Below are 21,201 nucleotides of genomic sequence, written 5' to 3' on the forward strand. Positions count from 1 at the left end.
TCAGGAAAAAGAGGTCCCAAAAATGACATCTTTGACAAACCTTTAGAAAATACTTTATGACCCTTATTAAATCAATATCCGGAATACGCGGAACTATAGGAGGACAGCCTTCAGAAAATCTCACCCCTATTGATGCAGTAAAATTTGCGGCCTCCTATGGCAGCTGGTTGAAAAACAGCCGTGATAAAAAACAATTGAAGGTGGTGGTTGGCCGTGATGCACGTATCTCGGGACCAATGATCCAACAATTGGTCATGAACACTTTGGTAGGATTGGGAATTGATGTTATTGATCTCGACCTTTCCACAACTCCTACTGTTGAGGTTGCAGTTCCTATGGAAAAGGCAGACGGGGGGATCATCCTCACTGCAAGCCATAACCCGAAACAATGGAATGCCCTTAAGCTGCTAAATGAAAAAGGAGAATTCCTGAATAGTGCCGAAGGTGCAGAGATCCTGGAAATGGCAGAAAAAGCAGATTTTGACTTTGCTGAAGTTGATGATCTTGGAAGTATAGTAAAGGTAGATCATTATATAGATACCCATATCGAAGAGGTGGTGATGCTTCCGCTGGTGGATGCTAAAAAAATTGCTGAAGCAGGATTTACTGTTGCCGTTGACGGTGTAAATTCTACAGGTGGTATCGCGATCCCAAAGTTGCTGAAAAGACTTGGTGTGAAGGTCATCGAATTATATTGTGAACCTACAGGCCACTTTCCGCATAACCCCGAACCTTTAAAAGAGCATCTTCATGAAATAAGTGATCTTGTTCAAAGAGAGAAAGCAGACTTCGGAATTGTAGTGGATCCTGACGTTGACCGACTTGCTTTTATTAGTGAGGACGGGGAAATGTTTGGAGAAGAGTATACGCTGGTGGCCTGTGCCGATTATGTGCTGAGTAAAACTCCGGGAAATACAGTTAGTAATTTGTCTTCATCCCGCGCTTTAAGGGACATCACAGAAAAACATGGCGGCAAGTATGAAGCCAGTGCAGTAGGAGAAGTAAATGTGGTGGAATTGATGAAAAAGAATGATGCTGTAATAGGTGGTGAAGGAAACGGCGGGATCATTTATCCGGAGCTTCACTACGGGAGAGACAGCCTGGTAGGAGTTGCTTTATTTTTGAGCTTTTTGGCAGAAAAACAAATGAAGGTTTCTGAACTTCGGAAATCCTATCCTTCCTATTTTATGAGTAAAAATAAAATAGAACTGACTCCTGAACTGGATGTGGATGAGATCCTGCGACAGGTTGAGCAGAAATATTCAGGGGAGGAAGTTTCCACAATTGACGGGGTGAAAATTGATTTTCCTAATCATTGGGTACATTTAAGAAAGTCAAATACAGAACCTATCATAAGGATCTATACCGAAGCCGGAAGCCAGGAAAAGGCAGATGAAGTAGCGCAGAAGATGATTGGTGAAATAAAGGAGATCGCTAGTCTCTCTTAATCACTACTGCATCTTTTGGAATGGGAACATTCCTGTGTTTCCATCTTTTATGGGTCCACAGGTAATATTGAGGTGCTTTTTTAATTTGTGACTCCAGTTCCTCGAAATATCTGCGGGTGATGTAGAAATCTTCTTCTTGTGCAGGATGATAGGTAAGGGTTTTAAAAGAGGCTTTGTAATGGCCTCTTTTTACTTTTTCGACATGCAGGTAAACTACTGCCATATTGAGGGATCGGGAAAGATTTTCTGTACCAGTAAAAACCGGAACTGTTATTCCCATAAATTCTGTCCAGGCCTTTGCACGATCTAGTTTTGGAGATTGATCTGCTACCATGGCATAAACTCCGCGGATTCCGGCGTGTTCATTGGCGGCGATAGTTTTGGTGGCCTTGGTAGTCGGGATAAGTACGCCATCATATCTACCTCTTATATCTTTAGCTAACTTGTCAAAAAAGCGATTTTTCACCTTCTTATAAATTCCGAAGCCTCTGTAGTCGAGTCCATAAAGCTGAAGCGCATTCATCCACTCATAGCTTGCATAATGTCCGCAGGCCAGGAGAATGCTTTTGTCCATCTCTCTTATTTTTTGAATTTCTTCCACATTCGAAAAGGTGAATCTCCTTTTAAGTTCTTCGTTGGAAATGGATATACTTTTCACCATTTCCAGGAACATGTCCACCATGTGTTTGTAGAAGTCTTTTCTTATTCTATTTATTTCAGCTTCACTCTTGTCGGGAAAAACTAATTTCAAATTATCCTTTACAGTCTTTTTTCTGTAGCCGGCGATGTAGAATACAATGAAATAAACCAGATCCGAAAACAGGTAAAAAAGCCTGAAAGGAAGTATAGAGATCAGCCATAAAAAAGGGTAAGTCAGCAAAAAGACTAAACGCTGCATTGAAAAGTAATTTCGGCAAATATATGGTATATTTGGGCCAAAATTAAGCGTGTATGGGAGATTTAAACCTGGTGACCATTCTTATAATTGCTGCCAATGTGATCATTTCGATGAAAGGCTTTAAAGACCGCAGCTTCTTTGAAAAATATAAATTCAATACTGCCGCCGTCAAAAGAGGAGAGAAGCTCAGAATTTTATCCTCCGGTTTTTTACATGTCGATACGGGGCATCTTTTTTTAAATATGTTAACCCTTTATTTCTTTGCAGATGTAGTAATTGCCTCGCTTGGCAGCATTGCGTTCTTATTAATTTATATAGCCAGTCTTTTGCTGGGGAATCTTCTGTCCTATTACTTTCATAAAGATGAACCTCATTATAATGCCGTGGGGGCCAGTGGTGCAGTTTCAGGAATTATTTATGCAGCCATTCTTCTGTATCCTGATATGAGTCTGTATTTATTTTTCATTCCTATTCCCATACCGGCTTACATTTTTGGTATAGGCTATATGTTGTATTCTATATACGGAATGAAAAACAGGATTGGAAATATAGGACATGATGCTCATTTTGGTGGGGCTGTAGGAGGTTATATTTTGACTTTAATTCTTGTGCCGGAAATTTTCACTACCAGTCTAGTTATGGTAATTCTTCTTGCTATTCCCATCGTTCTCCTTTTTTTCCTACAAAAAGCGGGGAAAATCTGACATTGGCACTGAAATTGAATTTTGCTTTTTAAAATCCAAAACATGAAAAAATATCTTTTATTGCTGGCTATGTTCATGGGGGCCTTATCTTATTCCCAGGAAACTCAGGAGCCCAGGGTAACTGTCGTAGGTACAGGTACTGTAAATATAGAACCGGACAGGGTAGTGATCAATTCCAGAATTGAACATACGGGGAAACCCGCTGCAGAGGTAAAGAAGCAGAACGATGAGGTTGTAAACCGGGTGATAAAATATTTAAAGGCTCAAGGTATTGCAGCAAAGGATATTCAGACGGAATACATAAGATTAAACAAGGAGTATCATTACAATTCAAAGGATACCTCTTATTCCGCTAATCAGGCTATTTCCATTCAGCTCAGGGATCTTAAAAAGTATGAAATGATCATGAGCGGACTCCTGAATGCGGGGCTCAATAGAATTGACGGGATTGAGTTTCAGACTTCCAAAAAGGAACAGCTACAGGCGGAAGCAAGAAGAAAAGCTATGCAGGATGCGCAGTTAAAGGCGAAAGAATATGCAGAAGCTCTTGGGCAACAAATAGGGAAAGCTGTGAGTATAAACGAAATACAAACAGATGGCTACCAGCCTGTATACCGCGTCATGGAGATGAAACAAGACAGTTCTGAACAGGAAACAATAGCTCCCGGAGAAATGGAGATCAGGGTAAAAGTAGATGTGTCTTTTCTGCTGTTATAATTTTATTTACAGGAGAAATCGAATAAAAAAAAGGGCTGAAAAGCCCTTTTTACAATTGAATATTTTCGAAATTATTTATCCAGAATTTCTCCTACTTTTTCTCCCAGTGCTGGGCCTCTAAGATCTTTAGCAATTATTTTTCCCTGTTCATCTAAAAGAAAAGCTGCAGGGATAGCACGTACTCCATATTCTGCAGCCACGGGATCCTGCCAGAACATAAGGTGAGAAACGTGATGCCATTCGTCGAGATTGTCGTCTTCAATAGCCTGGATCCATTTATCTTTCTGGCCCGGCCGGTCAAGAGAAACCTGCACAATATTAAAACCTTTATCATGGTATTTTTTGTAGACTTCCACGATGTTTGGATTTTCAACCCTGCACGGGCGGCACCAGGCGGCCCAGAAATCAACAAGTGTTACTTTTCCTAATACATCTTTAAGAGTTAGCTGCTCTCCCGAAGGAGTAGGTGCAGTAAAATTCGGTGCCATGCTTCCAATGGCCGATTTACTCATTCTATCCAGGCTGGTCTTTATATTTTTACCTAAAGCAGAGTTCTTAAGTTCGGGGGCTAAATTGTCGAACAGAGAATTTAATTCCGATGCAGAGAAAGCCTGCGTATTGATCATGTCCTGCAGGATCATTAGAGCAACTATAGAATTCGGATTGTTCTGAACCAGCTCCCTCTTATTCTCTTTGTCGATATCAACAATTCCCTGTTGAGCAGTATCCAGACTGTCAAGAGTAGCTGTATCCTGTGCATTATATGCATCTCTCATTGCGTCTCTCGCTGTGATGAGCTTTTTATTCGTTTTTCTTAATTCGTTGAGATAACCGTACAGAACTTCATTGTCCCTGCCACCAGTCACATTTGAGGCGAACATACTATCGGGATAGATCTCAAAAGCCATAGGAGTATTATCAGCAATATAAACGACATTTCCTCTTGCTCCTTCTATGCTTAGAAAAGCAATAGCGGGAGCTTCTTTTTCAGGAAGATCCAGTTCAAAAGTTCCATTGGTAATGGTGGCTGTATCAACCGGCACCGTCTGAGTATTACTCTCGTTCAATTCAGAAATAAATACTTTTTGACCGTCACGGCCATTTTTTACTGTTCCGCTTATAGAGTAACCCTGGTCTTTGTCAGCTTCACAGGAAGCAAACAGAGCAATTAAACCAATTATTAAAAATTTACGCATAATATATTTACATTTTCGACAAAAATAAACAACCTCGTTCATCTATGCCTGAATAATAGATAAAATAATGTTAATATGAAGCAGAGGCGAAAGCCCGGCATTAAAATAAATTAATTTTAGAATATGAAGCAGCAAAAAGAATTCCCCCTCGATATCAGGATAAGCTTTCATAAGATCATCGAGCAATACCAAAAGCAATTAGAGACCGAAAGCAGCAATATTTCCAGGGAGTACATTGAAAAAATGCTTGAATATATTTCTACTTTCCCTGCCTTAATACAAGGGATTGAAAATACCGAGGAATTGATCAGGCTAAAAGATCCAATCCGGATTTTAATGAAAGACCTTTTTCCGGAAATACTTTCAGAAACTCAAATAAAGGCAATCTCGGTTCCTTTTCACAGCCTGATCTTCAATTCTACCAGTAAGTTCCGGGAAATCCTTAACTGTGCAGGGGAGGAGTTTTCTTTATCGATGAGAAATCTTAATGAAGACCTGGATTATATTTATGGGTGTATTCTTATTCTGAATACCTATTACGGCTATGACATCGATTTTTCCAGACCATTATATTATGATATTCCCGATACGAATGGAATTCAGAGACATTACCGGATCGACCTGAATTCAGATTTTGTAGAAGTAGAACCCGGGGATGGCTATCATGAGATAACAGGTAAAGATGTTGATGAGTTAATTCAGAACATTGAAGACATTGCTCTCTGGAAAGAAAAATTTCCTCCCAGATCCTGGATCTTCAGAGGTTTCACTATCATCTCTCTTACAGATGTTACTGTTGATGATGCAATATCAAATTTGAAAACAACACTACTTCAACGAAATGCATCAGGAAAGGAAGAAATTGAAAAATTCGAAGAAATCTTTCGATCTATTTATAAGATCCCGGAGGTCAAAATAGGCTTTACCATGTATAATGAACAGGAATCAACCTTTGAGCGGATGATGAGCAACAGGGCGCCGAGTTACCTGCTGGGTAGTAAGAAAGATCTCGATTGCAGGGCCGCTCTTGATGAAGATGCTTACCAGAAGCTTGTGAACGAATACCATTATTTCAGCATACCCGATGTTGAAAAATTCGTCAGGGACTCATCTGAAAATCACCTTGCGGCTTCTTTGGAGAAAGCAGGGGCTAAAAGTGCCATTATTGCTCCTATTGCTAAAAACGGTAATCTGCTTGGGCTTCTGGAGTTAGTGTCCTTCAGCAAAAATGAACTGAATAGTGTCAATGCCACAAAACTGGAAGACATTCTGCCGTACATAGTTACAGCAGTAGAAAGAAGTAAATCTGAGTTTGAGAACAGGGTAAAAGCAGTGATCCAGAGTGAATGTACTTCGATACACCCGAGTGTGCTGTGGATCTTTGAAAAAGAAGCCCGTAAGTTCATCAGGGATCTTGATGAAGATGGTCTGGCCTCTTTTAAGGACATTACCTTTGAAGATATTTTCCCTCTTTATGGGGAAATTGATATTGTAGCCTCTTCTGAAGCAAGAAATGAAGCTATTCAAAAAGATCTGCTCGACCAGCTGGAGGCTATCAAGACGATTGTTTGTGAAGCAGAAGAAATTGAGAATCTGGATATCTACGAACAGGTAAAATTCAGAATTAAAGAATTTGAAGAAGAATTTTCAGATAGTTTAAATGCTTCAAGTGAACAGAAAATATTTAATCTCCTGCAGCGGGAAATTGCCCCTGTCATGGCTCATATTGAGAAGCAAACTCCACATCTTAAGGAAAAGGTAGAAGAATATCAGAAGAAGATAAATTCTGAAACCGGTATCATCTACAATCATCGTAAGAATTATGATGAGGCTGTCCAACAGATCAACCGCACCATGGCTCGCTATATCGACCGCAAACAAGTAGATGCCCAGAAGATCTATCCTCATTATTTTGAGAGATACAAGACAGATGGGGTTGAACACAATATTTATATAGGAGCATCTTTAACCAATAATAAAATAAAACCTTTTGATAAGGTTTACCTTTTTAACCTTCGGCTTTGGCAACTGAGTACCATGTGCGAAATGGAGAATCGTTTTTACCAGATACAGGAGAATATGCCACTGAAACTGGAAGCAGCCTCCCTGATTTTGGTTTATAACACTACTTTATCCATCCGATACAGAATGGATGAAAAGAAGTTTGATGTCGACGGCACCTATAATGCCCGTTACGAGATCATCAAAAAGAGAATAGATAAGGCTAGTGTCAAAGGTTCTGAAGAGAGGATCACTCAAAAAGGGAAAATAGCCATTGTATATTCTAACAGGAGTGATGAACGTGAATATTTGCGTTATATCAAATACCTGCAGTCAAAGAAATATCTGGGTGGAAATGTGGAAATGTTAGAACTTGAAGATGTGCAGGGAGTAATAGGTTTAAAGGCCATAAGGGTGGAAGTGCTGTACCACCTAGAAGGACAAGATCATGAGGAAGAGATCTTCACATACGATGATCTTGAAAAAGTCCTAGACCATATAATAAGTGACAATAAAACTAAGAACGGTTAAAATTATCCCTATCATAAAAATGGTGTAGGTAATTCTTAGGAGATAATATTTTCTGTTAAGTACTACCCCAAGCATATACAGATCTTTCATCAGAGATTCGTAAACATCGGTCTGGTTATTCAGGATCTCATGCATAGCCCATTCGAATTGTTCATAGGGCATACGGTGAAAATTACCAAAGAAAAGCACATTGACCTCTCCGTTCTTCACTTGTTCCCTGGTAAATTCTCCAGAGGTCACATTGGGTCGTGTTGACATAATAGCTCCTATGATTGAGGCTACACTAAAGATCATTAATATAAAGGTTGGGATCATCACAGTGGTTCCTGCGTCTGAAGGAGCAGTGAGATCGGGAATCAGGTTTGCAATTGCCAAAGAAATCACTATGGCATTTACTGATAGCAGGATGTTTGCTTTGGTGTCGGCGATATCACTAAGCTTAAGGTGATTCCGCATGGTCACCCTGAACAGCGTCTGTATTCCCCTGTCGGGACTTTTATCTTTGTACTTTACTTTAAGTCTGGCTTTGGCTTCTTCTTTAGCTAACTTCTTTTTGGCCTTTCTTTCCTTTTCCAATAATTCAAAAAGATTTTTATCTTTTTGTTCCTTCCAGTTCTCTATAGCGAAAGGAGTGTAATACTGATGGCGTTCTGTAAAAAGTTCGATATTCTGATCAATCCATTCCTGGTGATTAAAATTTTTGATCTTTTCAAGCTTTAACTCCTGACGGAGAAATTCGCTGGTTTCCTCGAAATAATCTTTTGCGAGATGCGAGGTGTCGGCATCTTTAATGATCTCCTCAAGCTCGTCTTCGGGATTCGCCTGCATCCTGGTGGCCATTATGAGGCGGGATACTGTTTCAATAAGTTCTTTATCTGCGTCATTTTCCTTTAACCAGGCTTCAGCTATTTCCACACTTTCTTCCTCATGACCCATATACTTTTCGGTGTATCCTGTGTCATGAAGCCAGGCAGCGAGTAGTAGTGCCTCCTCCTGTTTAACAGGAATTTCAGACTTTTCAATTAATTCTTTAGTACTTTTAACTACCCTTTGAGTGTGCTTTAAATTATGATAAATGAAGGTGTTTGGTAGTTTTCTGCTGAATAGTTCCTGTACAAAACTTTCTGCTTTCTCTATAAGGGGTGTCATTCAATTGAAGTTAGGTTCGAACCAAATTACAAAAAAATCCCCCCAATAATTTTGTATGAAAAAAAATAACATATTTCTAACACTGGTAATAATCATAGGATTTTCGGGCTGTTCTCCGCATTTAAATCAACTCTACTACGCCAAAGATGAACCCAAAGACAATTTTGGATATCCTCAGGAAAAACCCATTGAGAAATCTTTTTATTTTCTGGGAGACGGAGGTTATTCTCCTCCGGGTGGTTCCTCAGAGGCTCTTTTGGCTTTTAAGACCTATATAGATTCGGTTAAGCAGGTAGGAAACTATACCGTATTCCTTGGAGATAATATCTATCCGGTGGGTCTGGTGCCCGAGGGTCATCCCGAAAGGGAAATTGGGGAATATCGTTTGGATGCACAAATAGATGCCGTGGAGAATTATGACGGAAATCTCTTTTTTATCCCCGGGAATCATGATTGGTATGGAGAAGGTTTGGTTGGGCTGCAGAGACAGGCAGATTATTTAAAGAAAAAACTTGAAAGAGATGACGTTTTTTATCCCGAACCCGGTTGTGGGCTGGCTTCCTTTGAAGTAACCGAGAACATCCAGGTAATAGTGGCAGAATCCCAATGGTTTTTAGAAGACTGGGATGAGCACCCTAAAATTAACAGTGATTGTCCTGACATTAAAACCCGGGAAGCTTTTTTCCAGGAAATAGATAATGAACTTAAGAAGAATCAAACGAAAACGGTAGTTTTCGTTATTCATCATCCACTTTACACTAATGGATTACATGGAGGGAAATTCAGTTTAAATGATCATATTTTTCCTACACAAAGGAAGCTTCCACTTCCATTACTGGGTACATTGGCTAATTTCATCCGTACAACGGGAGGTGTAACCAGTACAGATACCCAGAACGAACGCTATAAGGGAATGCGTAAACGCATTGAGACCATTGCCAGCAGGTGGGGGAATATCATTTTCGTATCTGGTCATGATCACTCGCTTCAATATATCGAACACGATCACATTAAACAGGTAGTATCAGGTTCTGCTTCAAAGGCCTCTTACGTTGGCCTGCGTAACGATGGATTATTTGCATACTCCGGGCAGGGATTTGCTGCTCTTGATGTTTTTGAAGATGGTTCATCCTGGGTAAGCTTCTATGGTAGTGAAAATAGCCGACCTAAACTTTTATATCAAAAAGAAGCAATAAAGGCGCCGGAACCTGTGAACCTGGATACCTTAGCCACCTCTTTCCCCCGGACTGTTTACGCATCTGTTTATGAGCCGCGCGACACCACAGTCTCTACTGTATATGAAAGTATTTGGGGAGACAGATACAGAGACCTCTATGGGACAAAAGTAGAAGCTCCCGTAGCGGTGCTGGATACCTTGTATGGAGGCCTGGAGGTAGTGAGAGCAGGAGGAGGGCACCAAACCAGGTCTATCAGATTGAAAGACCGTGAAGGCCGGGATTACAATATGCGGGCTCTCGAAAAAAGTGCAGTACAGTTTTTACAAACTGTGGCCTATAAAGATACGCCTGTAGAGACAAAATTCGAAAGTACCCTTGCGGAGGATATTGTCAGGGACTTTTACACTTCAGCTCACCCATATGCTTTTTTGGCAATACCTGCTCTTTCCAAAGCAGCGGGGATTAATCATACAAATCCGCAGCTATTTTATGTTCCCAAACAGAAGGCTCTGGGGCAGTATAACAGGGAGTATGGTGACGAACTCTATATGATCGTGGAAAGGCCCGAGGGAGACTGGGTAGGTTACGAATCTTTCGGAAGTCCCAATCACGATATTGAAAGTACTTCGGGAGTTTTTGAAAGATTGCGGAGGGATGAAAAATATAAACTTGATGAATCGGCGTATATGAGAGCCCGGTTATTTGATATGCTGGTGGGAGACTGGGACAGGCACGAGGATCAATGGAGATGGGCCGAATTTGAAGATGAAGAAGGTAATCATACTTTCCGGCCAATACCTCGGGACCGGGACCAGGTCTTCTCTAATTTTGACGGAGCTTTTTTTAATACCCTCCGCGGATTAACCGGCTTTGCAAATCAATTTGCAGTGTATGACGAGAATATTAAAGATATTAAATGGTTCAATTCGGCAGCTGTAGGCCTGGACCGCAGTCTTATTCAGAATGAAGGCAGAGAAGAGTGGCTGGAGCAGGCAAAATTCCTTCAGAAGCAAATAACAGATGAGGTGATCGAGGAAGCTTTTCAGAATCTTCCTGAAGAAACTATTGGAGAATCTACTGAGAAAATAAAAAGGAACCTGAAAGCAAGAAGGAATAATCTTGTGGATCTTGCGGAAAGATACTACAATTATTTTGCTAAGATAGGTGTTATCTCCGGTACAGATAAGGATGACCATATAGAGATAGAAAGATTGCCTGAAGGAAAAACCCGGGTTACGATCTTCAGGATCAAAGGTGGCGAAAAGGCAGACCTGGTGAGCAACAGGATATATGAACCTGAATTCACAAAAGAATTATGGATCTACGGCCTGGACGATGATGATATCTTTGAAGTGTTTGGAGAGGCTTCATCTTCTATTCTGGTGAGAATAATAGGGGGGCAGAACAACGATATCTACAGGATCAAAAATGGTAAAAAAGTGAAGGTATATGATCATAAAAGCCTGCCGAATACCATAGAACAAAATGACGGCGGAGATATTAATTTTACAGATAACTATGAAGTAAATGTATTTGATAAAGACAGAAAGATATATTCCAATAGTGCTATTTTACCGGCTGTAGGTTATAATCCTGACGATGGCTTTCAGGTAGGATTAAGTACTTCATTCACTAAATACGGTTTCCGCAGAAATCCTTTTACGGCGCAGCACAGATTTAGAGCCGGATATTATTTTGCCACCCAGAGTTTCGATCTGCGCTACCAGGGCGAATTTGCCAATGTGGTAGGCAATTATAATTTGCTTTTGGGAGGACATTTTACCAATCCAAGTTACACCCGTAACTTCTTTGGAATGGGTAATGAAACTGTCAATCCTGAAGAAGAACTTGGAAAAGATTTTAATCGGGTGCGTATTAGCAGGATTGGCGGAGAGGCTGGAGTGGTAAAAAAATCACCTTTTGGTCGCTATTATAAACTTGCTGCGTCCTTTGAAGGAGTACAGATCGAAGAAAACGAGGACCGTTTCCTTTCGGCCGAATTTATGGAGGACACCAACTTCTTTGAAAGACAATATTTTGCAGGTCTGGAGGGAATTTTCCGTTATGAGAGCTATGACGATGTGCTTAACCCAACCAACGGGATGAAGTTTGAGCTCATTGGAGGAGGTAAAGTGAACACAGGAGAACCTGAGAATCTTTACGCATACCTGTCACCTTATTTAGGATTTTACAGGGCCATAATCAGAAGTAGAAAACTGGTGGTGAATTCGCGGATCAATGCAGAAATTCTATTTGGTGACGACTTTGAATTTTATCAGGCCGCAACACTGGGTGGAGCCGAACACCTGCGGGGATACAGGGAAGAAAGATTTTCCGGGGAGAGTGCCTTTGTCTGGGGCAATGATCTGCGCTACAGTTTTGATCAATTTAAAACTGCCTTTGTTCCTATACAAATTGGAATTTTTGCGGGATATGATGTAGGTCGGGTTTGGCTGGATGGAGAAGACAGTAATCTTTGGCATGACAGCTACGGTGGAGGCTTCTGGATCACCGGGGCAGATGCGATCTCGGGAAAGTTCAATCTATTTACCGGCGGAACCAAAACAAGATTCAGTTTTAGTATTGGAGTGAATTTTTAATCCGTTAATTCGGAATTCGAAGGGGTGACGATTTCTCCCTTTCGTAATTCCAAACTTATATCAGCTTTCACTTGAAGAGAGTGGAGTATAGGAGACCCTGAAATAAATTCAGGGTGACGGTTATGGACCTCCGTCATTCCAAACTTATATCAAGCATTCATTTGAAGACAGTGGAGTATAGAAGACCCTGAAATGAATTCAGGGTGATGAATTTTTTGCTTCCGTCATGCTGAACTTGTTTCAGCATCTATGTCTCGGCATCATTTGAAGACTGCAGTTGAACGAGACCCTGAAATAAATTCAGGGTGACGGTTCGCAATTTCAGGGTGACTAGTTTTTGGTTCCGTCATGCTGAACTTGTTTCAGCATCTATTTTTCAACATCTATTTGAGAAGAGTAAAGGAGACCCTGAAATAAATTCAGGGTGACGGTTCGAAATTCAGGGTGACTAGTTTTTGGTTCCGTCATGCTGAACCTGCCTACCGGCAGGCAGGCTTGTTTCACCATCTGTTATAGGTGAGTAGGGTGAAGGAGACCCTGAAACGAATTTAGGGTAACAGGTTTTCTCAAAGGGGACCCTGAAATGGATTCAGGGTGACGGCCTTCATTTTTCGTTATGCTGAAATAGTTTCAGCCTTAATTTGAAGAGAGTAGAGTGAAATAGACCCTGAAATAAATTCAGGGTGACGGTGTCCTCCAAATCAGTAGTGGGTTTTCTGGTTCCGTCATGCTGAACCTGCCTACCGCAGGCAGCCTTGTTTCAGCATCCATAAGTAGAAGAGAATAAAAGAGACCCTGAAATGAATTCAGGGTGACGGTTCGCAAATTAAGTGTGACCGATTTTCAACTTCCGTCATGCTGAACTTGTTTCAGCATCTATTTTTCAACATCTATTTGAGAAGAGTAAAGGAGACCCCTGAAATAAATTCAGGGTGACGGTTCGCAATTTCAGGGTGACTATTTTTTGGTTCCATCATGCTGAACCTGCCTAGCGGCAGGCAGGCTTGTTTCAGCATCTATGTTTCCACCTCCATTTGAAGAGAGAAGAGTAAAGTAGACCCTGAAAATAAATTTTAAGGCCGCAACTTGTCGAACAGGTCTTCCAATTCGGGGTTCAACTCCTTAATGAGATTCCACTTCCATTGCTTATGCCAGTTCTTTAATTGTTTTTCTCTTGCTATTGCCTGGTCTATTGAAGTAAATTCTTCAAAATAAAGGAGCATAGTGAGATGATACTTTGCTGTAAAAACCGATCCTTTTCCCGATTTATGCTCAACTACCCTGTTGTACAGATTTGATGTCACACCAATATAGGTTAGTGATCTCTTCTTATTTGATAGTATGTAGACATAACTCAATTTCATTGTAAAATAAAAATAAGAAATAGACCCTGAAATAAATTCAGGGTGACGGTTTTTCTCAAAGGAGACCCTGAAATGAATTCAGGGTGACGGGTTTTCTGGTTCCGTCATGCTGAACCTGTTTCAGCATCTATGTCTCGGCATCATTTGAAGACAGCAGTTGAACGAGACCCTGAAATGAATTCAGGGTGACGGTTCGCAAATTAAGTGTGACGGGTTTTTTGTTCCGTCTTGCTGAACGTGTTTCATGAGTTTGGGGTGATGCACTTATTCCCTACGTCATGCTGAACCTGCCTGCCGATAGGCAGGCTTGTTTCAGGATCTATTTCAGAAGAGAATAAAAGAGACCCTGAAATAAATTCAGTGTGACGGATATTTACCTACCGTCATGCTGAACCTGCCTGCCGATAGGCAGGCTTGGTTCAGCATCCATTTGAAGAGAGAAAAGTAAAAGAGAACCTGAAATAAATTCAAGATGCGATTTTTCAACTCCCGTCATGCTGAACCTGCCTATCGGCAGGCAGGCTTGTTTCAGCATCTAACCTTATCACTCCTTTTCCTCATCCTGTTCTGCAGAGGGTTTTTCAATATTGAGTTTATTATTGAATTCCAGTGTACGAATTGGGAATGGGATATTGATATTGTTTTGGTCGTAGATTTTCTTGATGGCAATAATAGCCGCGCTTTGCGCTATTAAAATATCCCGGTTGGAAGTAACCTGTGTCCAGAATCTCACTACAAAATTAATTGAGCTGTCACCAAATTCGGTATACATGAATTCCACCTCCTCATTCCCTCGTTGAGGATAAACTTTAGAAATAGTTTTTAAAGTCAGCTCTTTTACAAATTCCAGATCGGAATTATAAGATACCCCGCAGTTCACCATTACCCTGGACCTTGAGGTGCGGGAAAAGTTTTTAAATGGTGCGTCAATGACCTGGGAATTCGGAATAACCACATAGTTATTATCTGCTTCTCTTATCACTATGCTTCGTAGGTTGATTTCTACCACCCGGCCTGCATACCCGTTATTTTCTATCCAGTCGCCAATCTGGATTTCGGGAAGGAAACTCAGCAGGATACCCGAAAAGGTATTATTCAGAGTGCCTTGCAGGGCGAGACCAATGGCCAGACCAACAACCCCGGCACCTGCAAGAACAGAAGTGAGAACTTTATCAAGATTGAGAAGACCAAGAGCTACAAAGAAGCCAATGGCCACAATAACTACCTTTACGATCTTGATGGTGATCTCTCTTATCGAATCCTGCTTTACCTTGAACCTCAGGACCTTTCTCAGGATCTTACCAATATATTTGGCGCCCAGCAGGAAAAGAATAAATACAATAAAGGCCAAAAGAAAGTTAGGCAAACCCAGGATCAATGAATCCAGCCATTCGCCTAACTTTTCCCAGACCCCTTCTATGGAATCATTTATATTAAATTCATCGGACATTTACTTTAGACCGGCTTGTGTTGTTCAGAAGTTTTCATCTTCCATGCATCCAGCATCCAACTTGTTTTTTCAAGCTCTCTAATGTAAGCCCCGATGAGGTCAATAGTTCCTTCATCGCCTCCTTTTTCGGCAACTTCAACGACCTTTCGCATTTGTTTAAGGATAGTACCATGATCTGAAAGCAGGTTTTCGATCATCTTTGAATCTGAAAGATCAGATTTGGATTCCTTAAGATTGGATTTTTCCAGATATTCACTCAAATTGCTGGTAGGCTGGTAACGCAGGGTTAAGATCCTTTCAGCTATTTCATCAACTTTGATCTTTGCATCATCATAGAGCTCTTCAAATTTTTCGTGAAGATCAAAGAAGTTCTTGCCTATAACATTCCAGTGGTAGTTCCTTAATTTCTGGTAGTACAGATGATAATCGGCAAGTAGTATATTCAATTCCTGTACAGTATTTGACGTCTTTTTGGCGTCTAAACCTAAGTAGCTCATAACTTTTATTTATTGGTTTTAAAATTACTATTCAAATATACAATAGCTTAAAGAAAAAGCAAAATGTTCTCACTTATTCTGAAGTGGGGCGGTTGCGCTTTAGGTTCAGCTTCTTCATCATCTCATCAGAAATTTGTCCGCTGGAATATCCGTAACCATCTACAAGTACACCTCTTCTCCCGTTAGAAGTTGTTATGGCATAGAGAATTGCATTATCTGAAGGATTGGAGGGACCTTCAAATCTATAGACTTCATCAACTGTAAACTCATTGATATCGAATTTTTCCTTCTTTGATTTAAGTTCAAGCTGCTCATCCAGCAGGTTGAAATCTTCTTCATAACCTTCCTCGAGTCTCAACATGTTAATGGTCTCAGATAAAGTGCCTTTTGGTTTCATTTAGTAGTAGTTTAAACATTTCCGTTTAAATTACGGCTGCAGGCCCGTCTTTGCAAATGGCTTCAGGGATTTAGTAATTATTTAACTCACTTACCTGTCACGGTCTTTCTTTCCAAAGGAAAACACGCCAAGAGGAAGGACCAGGAGAAAGAAAAAATACCAGCCGGTCACCAAACCAATTATAGTAATTAAAGCCGCCAGAATATAGAACCAGTAAGTCTTTAAAAATTTCATTTCTTCAGGTTTCTTCAAAATTTACACAAATTTAAACAAGAAACAGGATAAAATCTCTCCAATTCCCCCGTCTTTCTTACATTTGTATTTCACCCTTCACCCTATGTAAATGAAAAGCAGAATTACTCTTAAGGAGCTGGCCAAATTACTTAATGTATCCGTCTCAACTGTCTCAAAAGCCCTTAATGACAGTCCCGAAATTAGTCCTAAGACTATTGAACGGGTGAAGGAACTCGCTGCGCTGCACAAATACCGTCCCAATCCTACCGCGGTTAATCTCAAAAGCAGTAAGAGTGGCACTGTAGGAGTCATTATTCCTAATATTGCCAATTCATTTTTCGCCAAGGTATTATCGGGCATGGAGGCAAAAGCACAAAAGGAAGGCCTGCAGGTAATTACCTATATTTCCAATGAGTATCTTGAAAAGGAGCAACATATTACTGAATTACTCACTTCGGGTTATGTTGACGGCGTTCTTATTGCCATTGCAGAAGAAACTCAGCGGAAAGGGGATTTTGAGCACATAAGAAATATCATTGATTTTGATATTCCGGTAGTACTGTACGATCGTATAGGTTTTGATATGCCCGTAGATAAGGTGGGGATCGATGATCATAAAATATTTTTTGAAGCAACCAAAGACCTTCTTGAAAAAGGAGTGAACAAAGTTGGTATCGCAACTTCTATTCACCACATGGGTGTGGGAAGAGCGCGGATCAATGGATACAGGGAAGCTTTAGGGGATTCCCAGACTTTTTACATAGCTAATTCAGCCAATATGGAAAGTCTTACTGAGAAGACCTTAAAAATGCTCCTGGAAGATAAAGTGGAGGCTGTTCTGTGCAGCGACTTTGACAGCACAATGCTTACTTACCGACTCGCTTATGAAAATGGTTTGCGTATTCCCGAAGATGTCAAAATTATCGGATTTATCCGCGGCGGACTTGCAAAATACCTTACTCCATCAGTGAGTTATGTAGATCAATCCCCGCATAAAATAGGAGAGAAGGCTATGGAGGTCCTTATAAATAGGATAAATAAAAAAGATTCGGGCTCGCGGGAGAAACATATTATTGAAACCAAAGTAGTGCATCTGGAGTCCACACAGTTTAACAAAAGCGAAGTTCTTTAAGAGTAAATTAGGAATATCCAGCAGCGGACTTCTTATATTTGTCCGGTAATAAATGAATCAGATTAAAATTATATAAATCAGAAAGCTTGAGGTTCTTACCTTGAGCTTTTTATTATTAAGAATGGAACATAATTTCAGAAAATTTCAGGAAGACCTAAAGAATAAAAAGATATTAGTGACCGGAGGGGCAGGTTTTAACCCGTGAAATGATGACAAATATGGAAGGTTTCTATTTTGTATATGTTCTAAAAAGTCTGATTGACGGTAAAAAATACACTGGCTATACGGCAGATTTGTCATCACGATTTGAGGCGCATCAGAATGGTCATGTTCCTTCTACAAAATTCAGACGACCATTGAAACTTGTATATTTTGAAGGATGTCTGGATCAACAGGACGCATTAAAAAGAGAAAAATATTTAAAAACACATTATGGAAAAATGTATTTGGGGAATCGCCTCAAATCGTATTTCACAGGTCAGGATGAAAGATAATTATAGAGAATTCAAAGAAAAGTTAAGTAACAAAAGAGTATTAGTAACTGGAGGGGCCGGGTTTATTGGTTCAAATCTTTGTGAAACCTTACTTGAAATAGATGCTAAAGTTGTTTGCCTGGACAACTTTGCCACAGGTAAGAGAGAAAACCTTTCCGCAATTGAAGAAAATCCCAATTTTACTTTAATAGAAGGAGACATCCGGAATCTGGAGGATTGTAAAAAGGCTATAAAAGGAGTGGATTACGTGTTGCATCAGGCAGCGCTGGGTTCTGTTCCCCGATCTATCAATGATCCTATCACAAGTAACGAGGTGAATATTTCAGGTTTTGTGAACATGCTGTTTGCTGCAAAAGAGGAAGGCGTAAAACGTTTTGTCTATGCTGCCAGTTCTTCGACCTACGGAGATTCTGAGGCACTGCCAAAGGTAGAAGATAAGATAGGAAAGCCGCTCTCACCTTATGCCATTACTAAATATGTAAACGAACTTTATGCTGATATTTTTCATAAGACTTATGGTATAGATACTATCGGTTTACGGTATTTTAATGTCTTCGGAAGAAAGCAGGATCCGCATGGCGCTTATGCTGCCGTGATCCCGAAGTTTGTCATTCAGTTCATGAAACATGAGAGTCCGGTGATCAACGGAGATGGGACCTATTCCAGGGACTTCACCTATATAGATAACGTGATCCAGATGAATCTGCTGGCGTTGACCACAGATAATAAGGAAGCACTAAATCAGGTATATAATACAGCAGTCGGGGACAGAACAAATCTCAAGGAACTAACTCAACTCCTTAAAAAATACCTTTCTGAATATGATCCTGAGATAGCTAATATCGAAGTGAAGCATGGACCGAATAGAGCTGGAGATATTCCGCACTCTTTGGCTTCAGTAGATAAAGCAAAAGAATTATTGGGATATGATCCGCAATACAAGATTGAAGAAGGCTTGAAAGAGGCTGTGGAGTGGTATTGGGAGAACTTGGGACGAGGAGACTAGGGGAAGAGGAGGCTTGGAGAAGAGGAGACTAGGGGAAGAGGAGATGGGGAGACTTGGGAAAGAGGAGACTTCGGGACTGGGAGAGAATGAAAATTTTCCACAACTTTTTTCGGCTCCCTTCAGGGCGGGGCAAAACGAAAAAAGAAACTTTGGAGAAGAGGAGACTGGGGGAAGAGGAGACTTAGGAAAAAAGGGGACTTGGAGAAAAGGAGAAAGAGAGGGGAGGGAGATTAAAGCAGTTTAATAAATATGGAAAAGATAAAGACACATAAGGATCTTAGGGTTTACCAGCTTTCTTTTGAAGCCGGAATGAATGTTTATGAGTTGTCGAAAAAATTTCCAAAAGAAGAAACATACTCCCTCACAGATCAGATAAGAAGATCCTCGAGATCAGTCTCTGGAAATTTGGCTGAAGCCTGGCGAAAGCGCAGATATGAAAAAGCTTTTGTAGCCAAACTATCAGATTCAGAAGGTGAAGCAGCAGAAACTCAGGTATGGCTGGACTATGCTTTGGCCTGTAATTATATAAATGAAGAAGAACATGCTGCTATATTTGCAAAATATAATAGCATCATCGGTATGATAGTCACAATGATTATCAATCCGGATAAATGGACACTTTAAAAATGAGACGAGGAGACTAGGGGAAGAGGAGCCTAGGGGAAGAGGAGACCGGGAGACTAGGAGAAGAGGAGATTTTTCCATGCCAAATCCCTAAGTCCCCGAGTCCCCAAGCCCCTGAGTCCCCAAGTCCCCAAGTCCCCAAGTCCCCGAGTCCCGGAGTCCCGGAGTCCTCCAGTAGGACAAGCAATAATAGCAGCACAAAAAATATAAAACTTATAAAAATGAATATTTCGAATACCAATAAAAATTCCCCAGGTCCCCAAGCCCCCAAGTCCCCCACTCCCAAAATAGCGGTAGTAGGTTTGGGTTATGTGGGCTTACCACTGGCAAGATTATTCGCGACAAAATATCCAACTGTAGGATTTGATATTAATAAAAGAAGAGTTGGAGAACTTAGGCAAGGAAAAGATACTACTCTGGAAGTTGAGAATGATGTTTTGCAGCAAGTGCTGGTGGAATCACCTTCTAATGAGAATGGTCTTTTCTGTACTGCAGAACTTGATGATATCCGGGACTGTAATTATTACGTAATCACCGTACCTACTCCGGTGGATAAAAATAACCGGCCAGACCTTACTCCGCTGTACAAGAGTAGCGAATCTGTAGGGAAGGTGCTCAAGAAAGGAGATATAGTGATCTATGAGTCCACTGTATTTCCTGGGGCAACGGAAGATGAATGTGTTCCGGTGCTGGAAAGGGTCAGCGGAATGAAATTTAATGAAGATTTCTTTGTAGGCTATTCTCCTGAGAGAATTAATCCGGGAGACAAGGAGCACACGGTAGAAAAGATCCTGAAGGTCACTGCGGGTTCTACTCCGGAAATAGGTAGAAAAGTGGATGACTTGTATGCATCTGTAATTACAGCCGGAACGCATTTGGCACCCACAATTAAAGTTGCAGAAGCCGCTAAAGTTATAGAAAACTCTCAACGTGATATTAATATAGCTTTTGTGAATGAGCTGGCAAAGATCTTCAATATGATGGAGATCGATACTCAGGCGGTATTAGAAGCAGCCGGAACAAAGTGGAATTTCCTTCCCTTCAGACCAGGATTGGTTGGCGGACACTGTATAGGTGTAGATCCGTATTACCTGGCACAAAAAGCCCAGGAGATCGGTTACCATCCTGAAATTATTCTTGCGGGAAGAAGAATGAATGATTCCATGGGGCAATATGTAGCTTCAGAAGTTGTGAAGCTAATGCTTCAGAATGATCAGAAGGTAAAAGGAGCAAATATCCTGGTACTGGGAATAACTTTTAAGGAGAATTGCCCTGATGTAAGGAACACTAAAGTGGTAGATGTTATAAAAAATTTGAAGGAATACGGCACAAATGTGACCATCTATGATCCATTAGCCGATCCGGACGAAGTTCAGCATGAATATGGCCTCACCACCACAAAAGAATTGCCTAACGAAAAATTTGAAGCAGTTGTTTTGACTGTTGCTCACAAAGAATTCCTTGACCTCGACCTCGATCAGTTCAAAAACGGACAGACTGTTATATATGATGTAAAAGGAGTGTTGGGGGATAGGTGTGATAAGAAGCTTTAGCTGGTGATTAGTTAATTAGGGATTGGTT

At 40.7% G+C, this 21,201-nt stretch carries 19 protein-coding genes; 11 read left to right on the plus strand and 8 right to left on the minus strand.

Translation table 11 applies throughout. The features are described from left to right. Window positions 1–56 precede the first annotated feature (56 nt). A complete protein-coding gene (gene glmM / locus G564_RS0100855; protein ID WP_029035991.1) occupies window positions 57–1,448 on the plus strand; it encodes a phosphoglucosamine mutase in 1,392 nt (463 codons plus the stop codon). On the opposite strand, the gene G564_RS0100860 is transcribed toward glmM, so the two are convergent. Next, window positions 1,435–2,346, minus strand: a complete 912-nt coding sequence (locus tag G564_RS0100860) for a lysophospholipid acyltransferase family protein (RefSeq protein WP_029035992.1) — start codon at window positions 2,344–2,346, stop codon at window positions 1,435–1,437. The genes glmM and G564_RS0100860 overlap by 14 nt on opposite strands. Before the next feature lie 53 nt (window positions 2,347–2,399). Between G564_RS0100860 and G564_RS0100865 the strand changes: the two genes are divergently transcribed. Next, window positions 2,400–3,050 (plus strand): rhomboid family intramembrane serine protease, encoded by a 651-nt coding sequence (locus G564_RS0100865; RefSeq protein ID WP_029035993.1) that lies wholly within the window; start codon window positions 2,400–2,402, stop codon window positions 3,048–3,050. 42 nt (window positions 3,051–3,092) lie between these two features. Continuing rightward, entirely contained in the window at window positions 3,093–3,767 is a 675-nt protein-coding gene (locus G564_RS0100870; protein ID WP_029035994.1) for an SIMPL domain-containing protein, read from the plus strand. A gap of 71 nt (window positions 3,768–3,838) precedes the next feature. Here the strand turns inward: G564_RS0100870 and G564_RS0100875 are convergent, their stop codons facing one another. Next, complete coding sequence (locus G564_RS0100875) at window positions 3,839–4,963, minus strand: TlpA disulfide reductase family protein (protein WP_029035995.1); 1,125 nt, start codon at window positions 4,961–4,963, stop codon at window positions 3,839–3,841. 123 nt (window positions 4,964–5,086) lie between these two features. On the opposite strand from G564_RS0100875, the gene G564_RS0100880 reads away from it, so the two are divergent. Beyond that, window positions 5,087–7,495 carry a hypothetical protein gene (locus tag G564_RS0100880; protein WP_029035996.1) on the plus strand — a complete coding sequence of 803 codons (2,409 nt, stop codon included), beginning with the start codon at window positions 5,087–5,089 and terminating at the stop codon, window positions 7,493–7,495. On the opposite strand, the gene G564_RS0100885 is transcribed toward G564_RS0100880, so the two are convergent. After that, a complete protein-coding gene (locus G564_RS0100885; protein WP_029035997.1) occupies window positions 7,454–8,644 on the minus strand; it encodes a Pycsar system effector family protein in 1,191 nt (396 codons plus the stop codon). The two genes, G564_RS0100880 and G564_RS0100885, sit on opposite strands and share 42 nt — an antisense overlap. A 55-nt stretch (window positions 8,645–8,699) precedes the next feature. Between G564_RS0100885 and G564_RS0100890 the strand changes: the two genes are divergently transcribed. Next, window positions 8,700–12,422 carry a metallophosphoesterase gene (locus tag G564_RS0100890; protein WP_029035998.1) on the plus strand — a complete coding sequence of 1,241 codons (3,723 nt, stop codon included), beginning with the start codon at window positions 8,700–8,702 and terminating at the stop codon, window positions 12,420–12,422. 1,073 nt (window positions 12,423–13,495) lie between these two features. Here G564_RS0100890 and G564_RS0100895 read toward each other — a convergent pair. The 5 genes from G564_RS0100895 to G564_RS20445 all read right to left on the minus strand — a co-directional run bounded on the left by G564_RS0100895 (window position 13,496) and on the right by G564_RS20445 (window position 16,364). Beyond that, complete coding sequence (locus G564_RS0100895; protein ID WP_029035999.1) at window positions 13,496–13,786, minus strand: GIY-YIG nuclease family protein; 291 nt, start codon at window positions 13,784–13,786, stop codon at window positions 13,496–13,498. Window positions 13,787–14,330: 544 nt separating this feature from the next. Then, complete coding sequence (locus G564_RS0100905) at window positions 14,331–15,236, minus strand: mechanosensitive ion channel family protein (protein ID WP_029036000.1); 906 nt, start codon at window positions 15,234–15,236, stop codon at window positions 14,331–14,333. Between the two features lie 5 nt (window positions 15,237–15,241). Continuing rightward, a complete protein-coding gene (locus G564_RS0100910) occupies window positions 15,242–15,733 on the minus strand; it encodes a Dps family protein (protein WP_029036001.1) in 492 nt (163 codons plus the stop codon). A 73-nt stretch (window positions 15,734–15,806) separates the two neighbouring features. After that, window positions 15,807–16,130, minus strand: coding sequence for a hypothetical protein (locus G564_RS0100915; RefSeq protein WP_029036002.1), 324 nt, complete (start codon window positions 16,128–16,130; stop codon window positions 15,807–15,809). A gap of 90 nt (window positions 16,131–16,220) precedes the next feature. Then, window positions 16,221–16,364 (minus strand): hypothetical protein, encoded by a 144-nt coding sequence (locus G564_RS20445; protein ID WP_169578102.1) that lies wholly within the window; start codon window positions 16,362–16,364, stop codon window positions 16,221–16,223. A 109-nt stretch (window positions 16,365–16,473) separates the two neighbouring features. On the opposite strand from G564_RS20445, the gene G564_RS0100925 reads away from it, so the two are divergent. The 6 genes from G564_RS0100925 to G564_RS0100955 all read left to right on the plus strand — a co-directional run bounded on the left by G564_RS0100925 (window position 16,474) and on the right by G564_RS0100955 (window position 21,173). Then, window positions 16,474–17,496 (plus strand): LacI family DNA-binding transcriptional regulator, encoded by a 1,023-nt coding sequence (locus G564_RS0100925; RefSeq protein WP_029036003.1) that lies wholly within the window; start codon window positions 16,474–16,476, stop codon window positions 17,494–17,496. Between the two features lie 218 nt (window positions 17,497–17,714). Continuing rightward, a complete protein-coding gene (locus tag G564_RS20855) occupies window positions 17,715–17,990 on the plus strand; it encodes a GIY-YIG nuclease family protein (protein ID WP_029036004.1) in 276 nt (91 codons plus the stop codon). After that, window positions 17,980–18,996: an SDR family oxidoreductase gene (locus G564_RS0100940; RefSeq protein ID WP_029036005.1), complete on the plus strand. Its 1,017-nt coding sequence runs from the start codon at window positions 17,980–17,982 to the stop codon at window positions 18,994–18,996. The genes G564_RS20855 and G564_RS0100940 overlap by 11 nt, the downstream gene beginning before the upstream one ends. Before the next feature lie 13 nt (window positions 18,997–19,009). Beyond that, window positions 19,010–19,240 carry a hypothetical protein gene (locus G564_RS0100945; RefSeq protein WP_029036006.1) on the plus strand — a complete coding sequence of 77 codons (231 nt, stop codon included), beginning with the start codon at window positions 19,010–19,012 and terminating at the stop codon, window positions 19,238–19,240. A gap of 5 nt (window positions 19,241–19,245) precedes the next feature. Then, on the plus strand, window positions 19,246–19,620 hold the full coding sequence (locus G564_RS0100950; protein WP_029036007.1) for a four helix bundle protein: 375 nt from the start codon (window positions 19,246–19,248) through the stop codon (window positions 19,618–19,620). Window positions 19,621–19,841: 221 nt separating this feature from the next. After that, on the plus strand, window positions 19,842–21,173 hold the full coding sequence (locus G564_RS0100955; protein WP_084625555.1) for a nucleotide sugar dehydrogenase: 1,332 nt from the start codon (window positions 19,842–19,844) through the stop codon (window positions 21,171–21,173). Window positions 21,174–21,201: the final 28 nt, after the last annotated feature.

This window comes from Salinimicrobium xinjiangense DSM 19287 (assembly GCF_000423585.1).
GTDB lineage: Bacteria > Bacteroidota > Bacteroidia > Flavobacteriales > Flavobacteriaceae > Salinimicrobium > Salinimicrobium xinjiangense.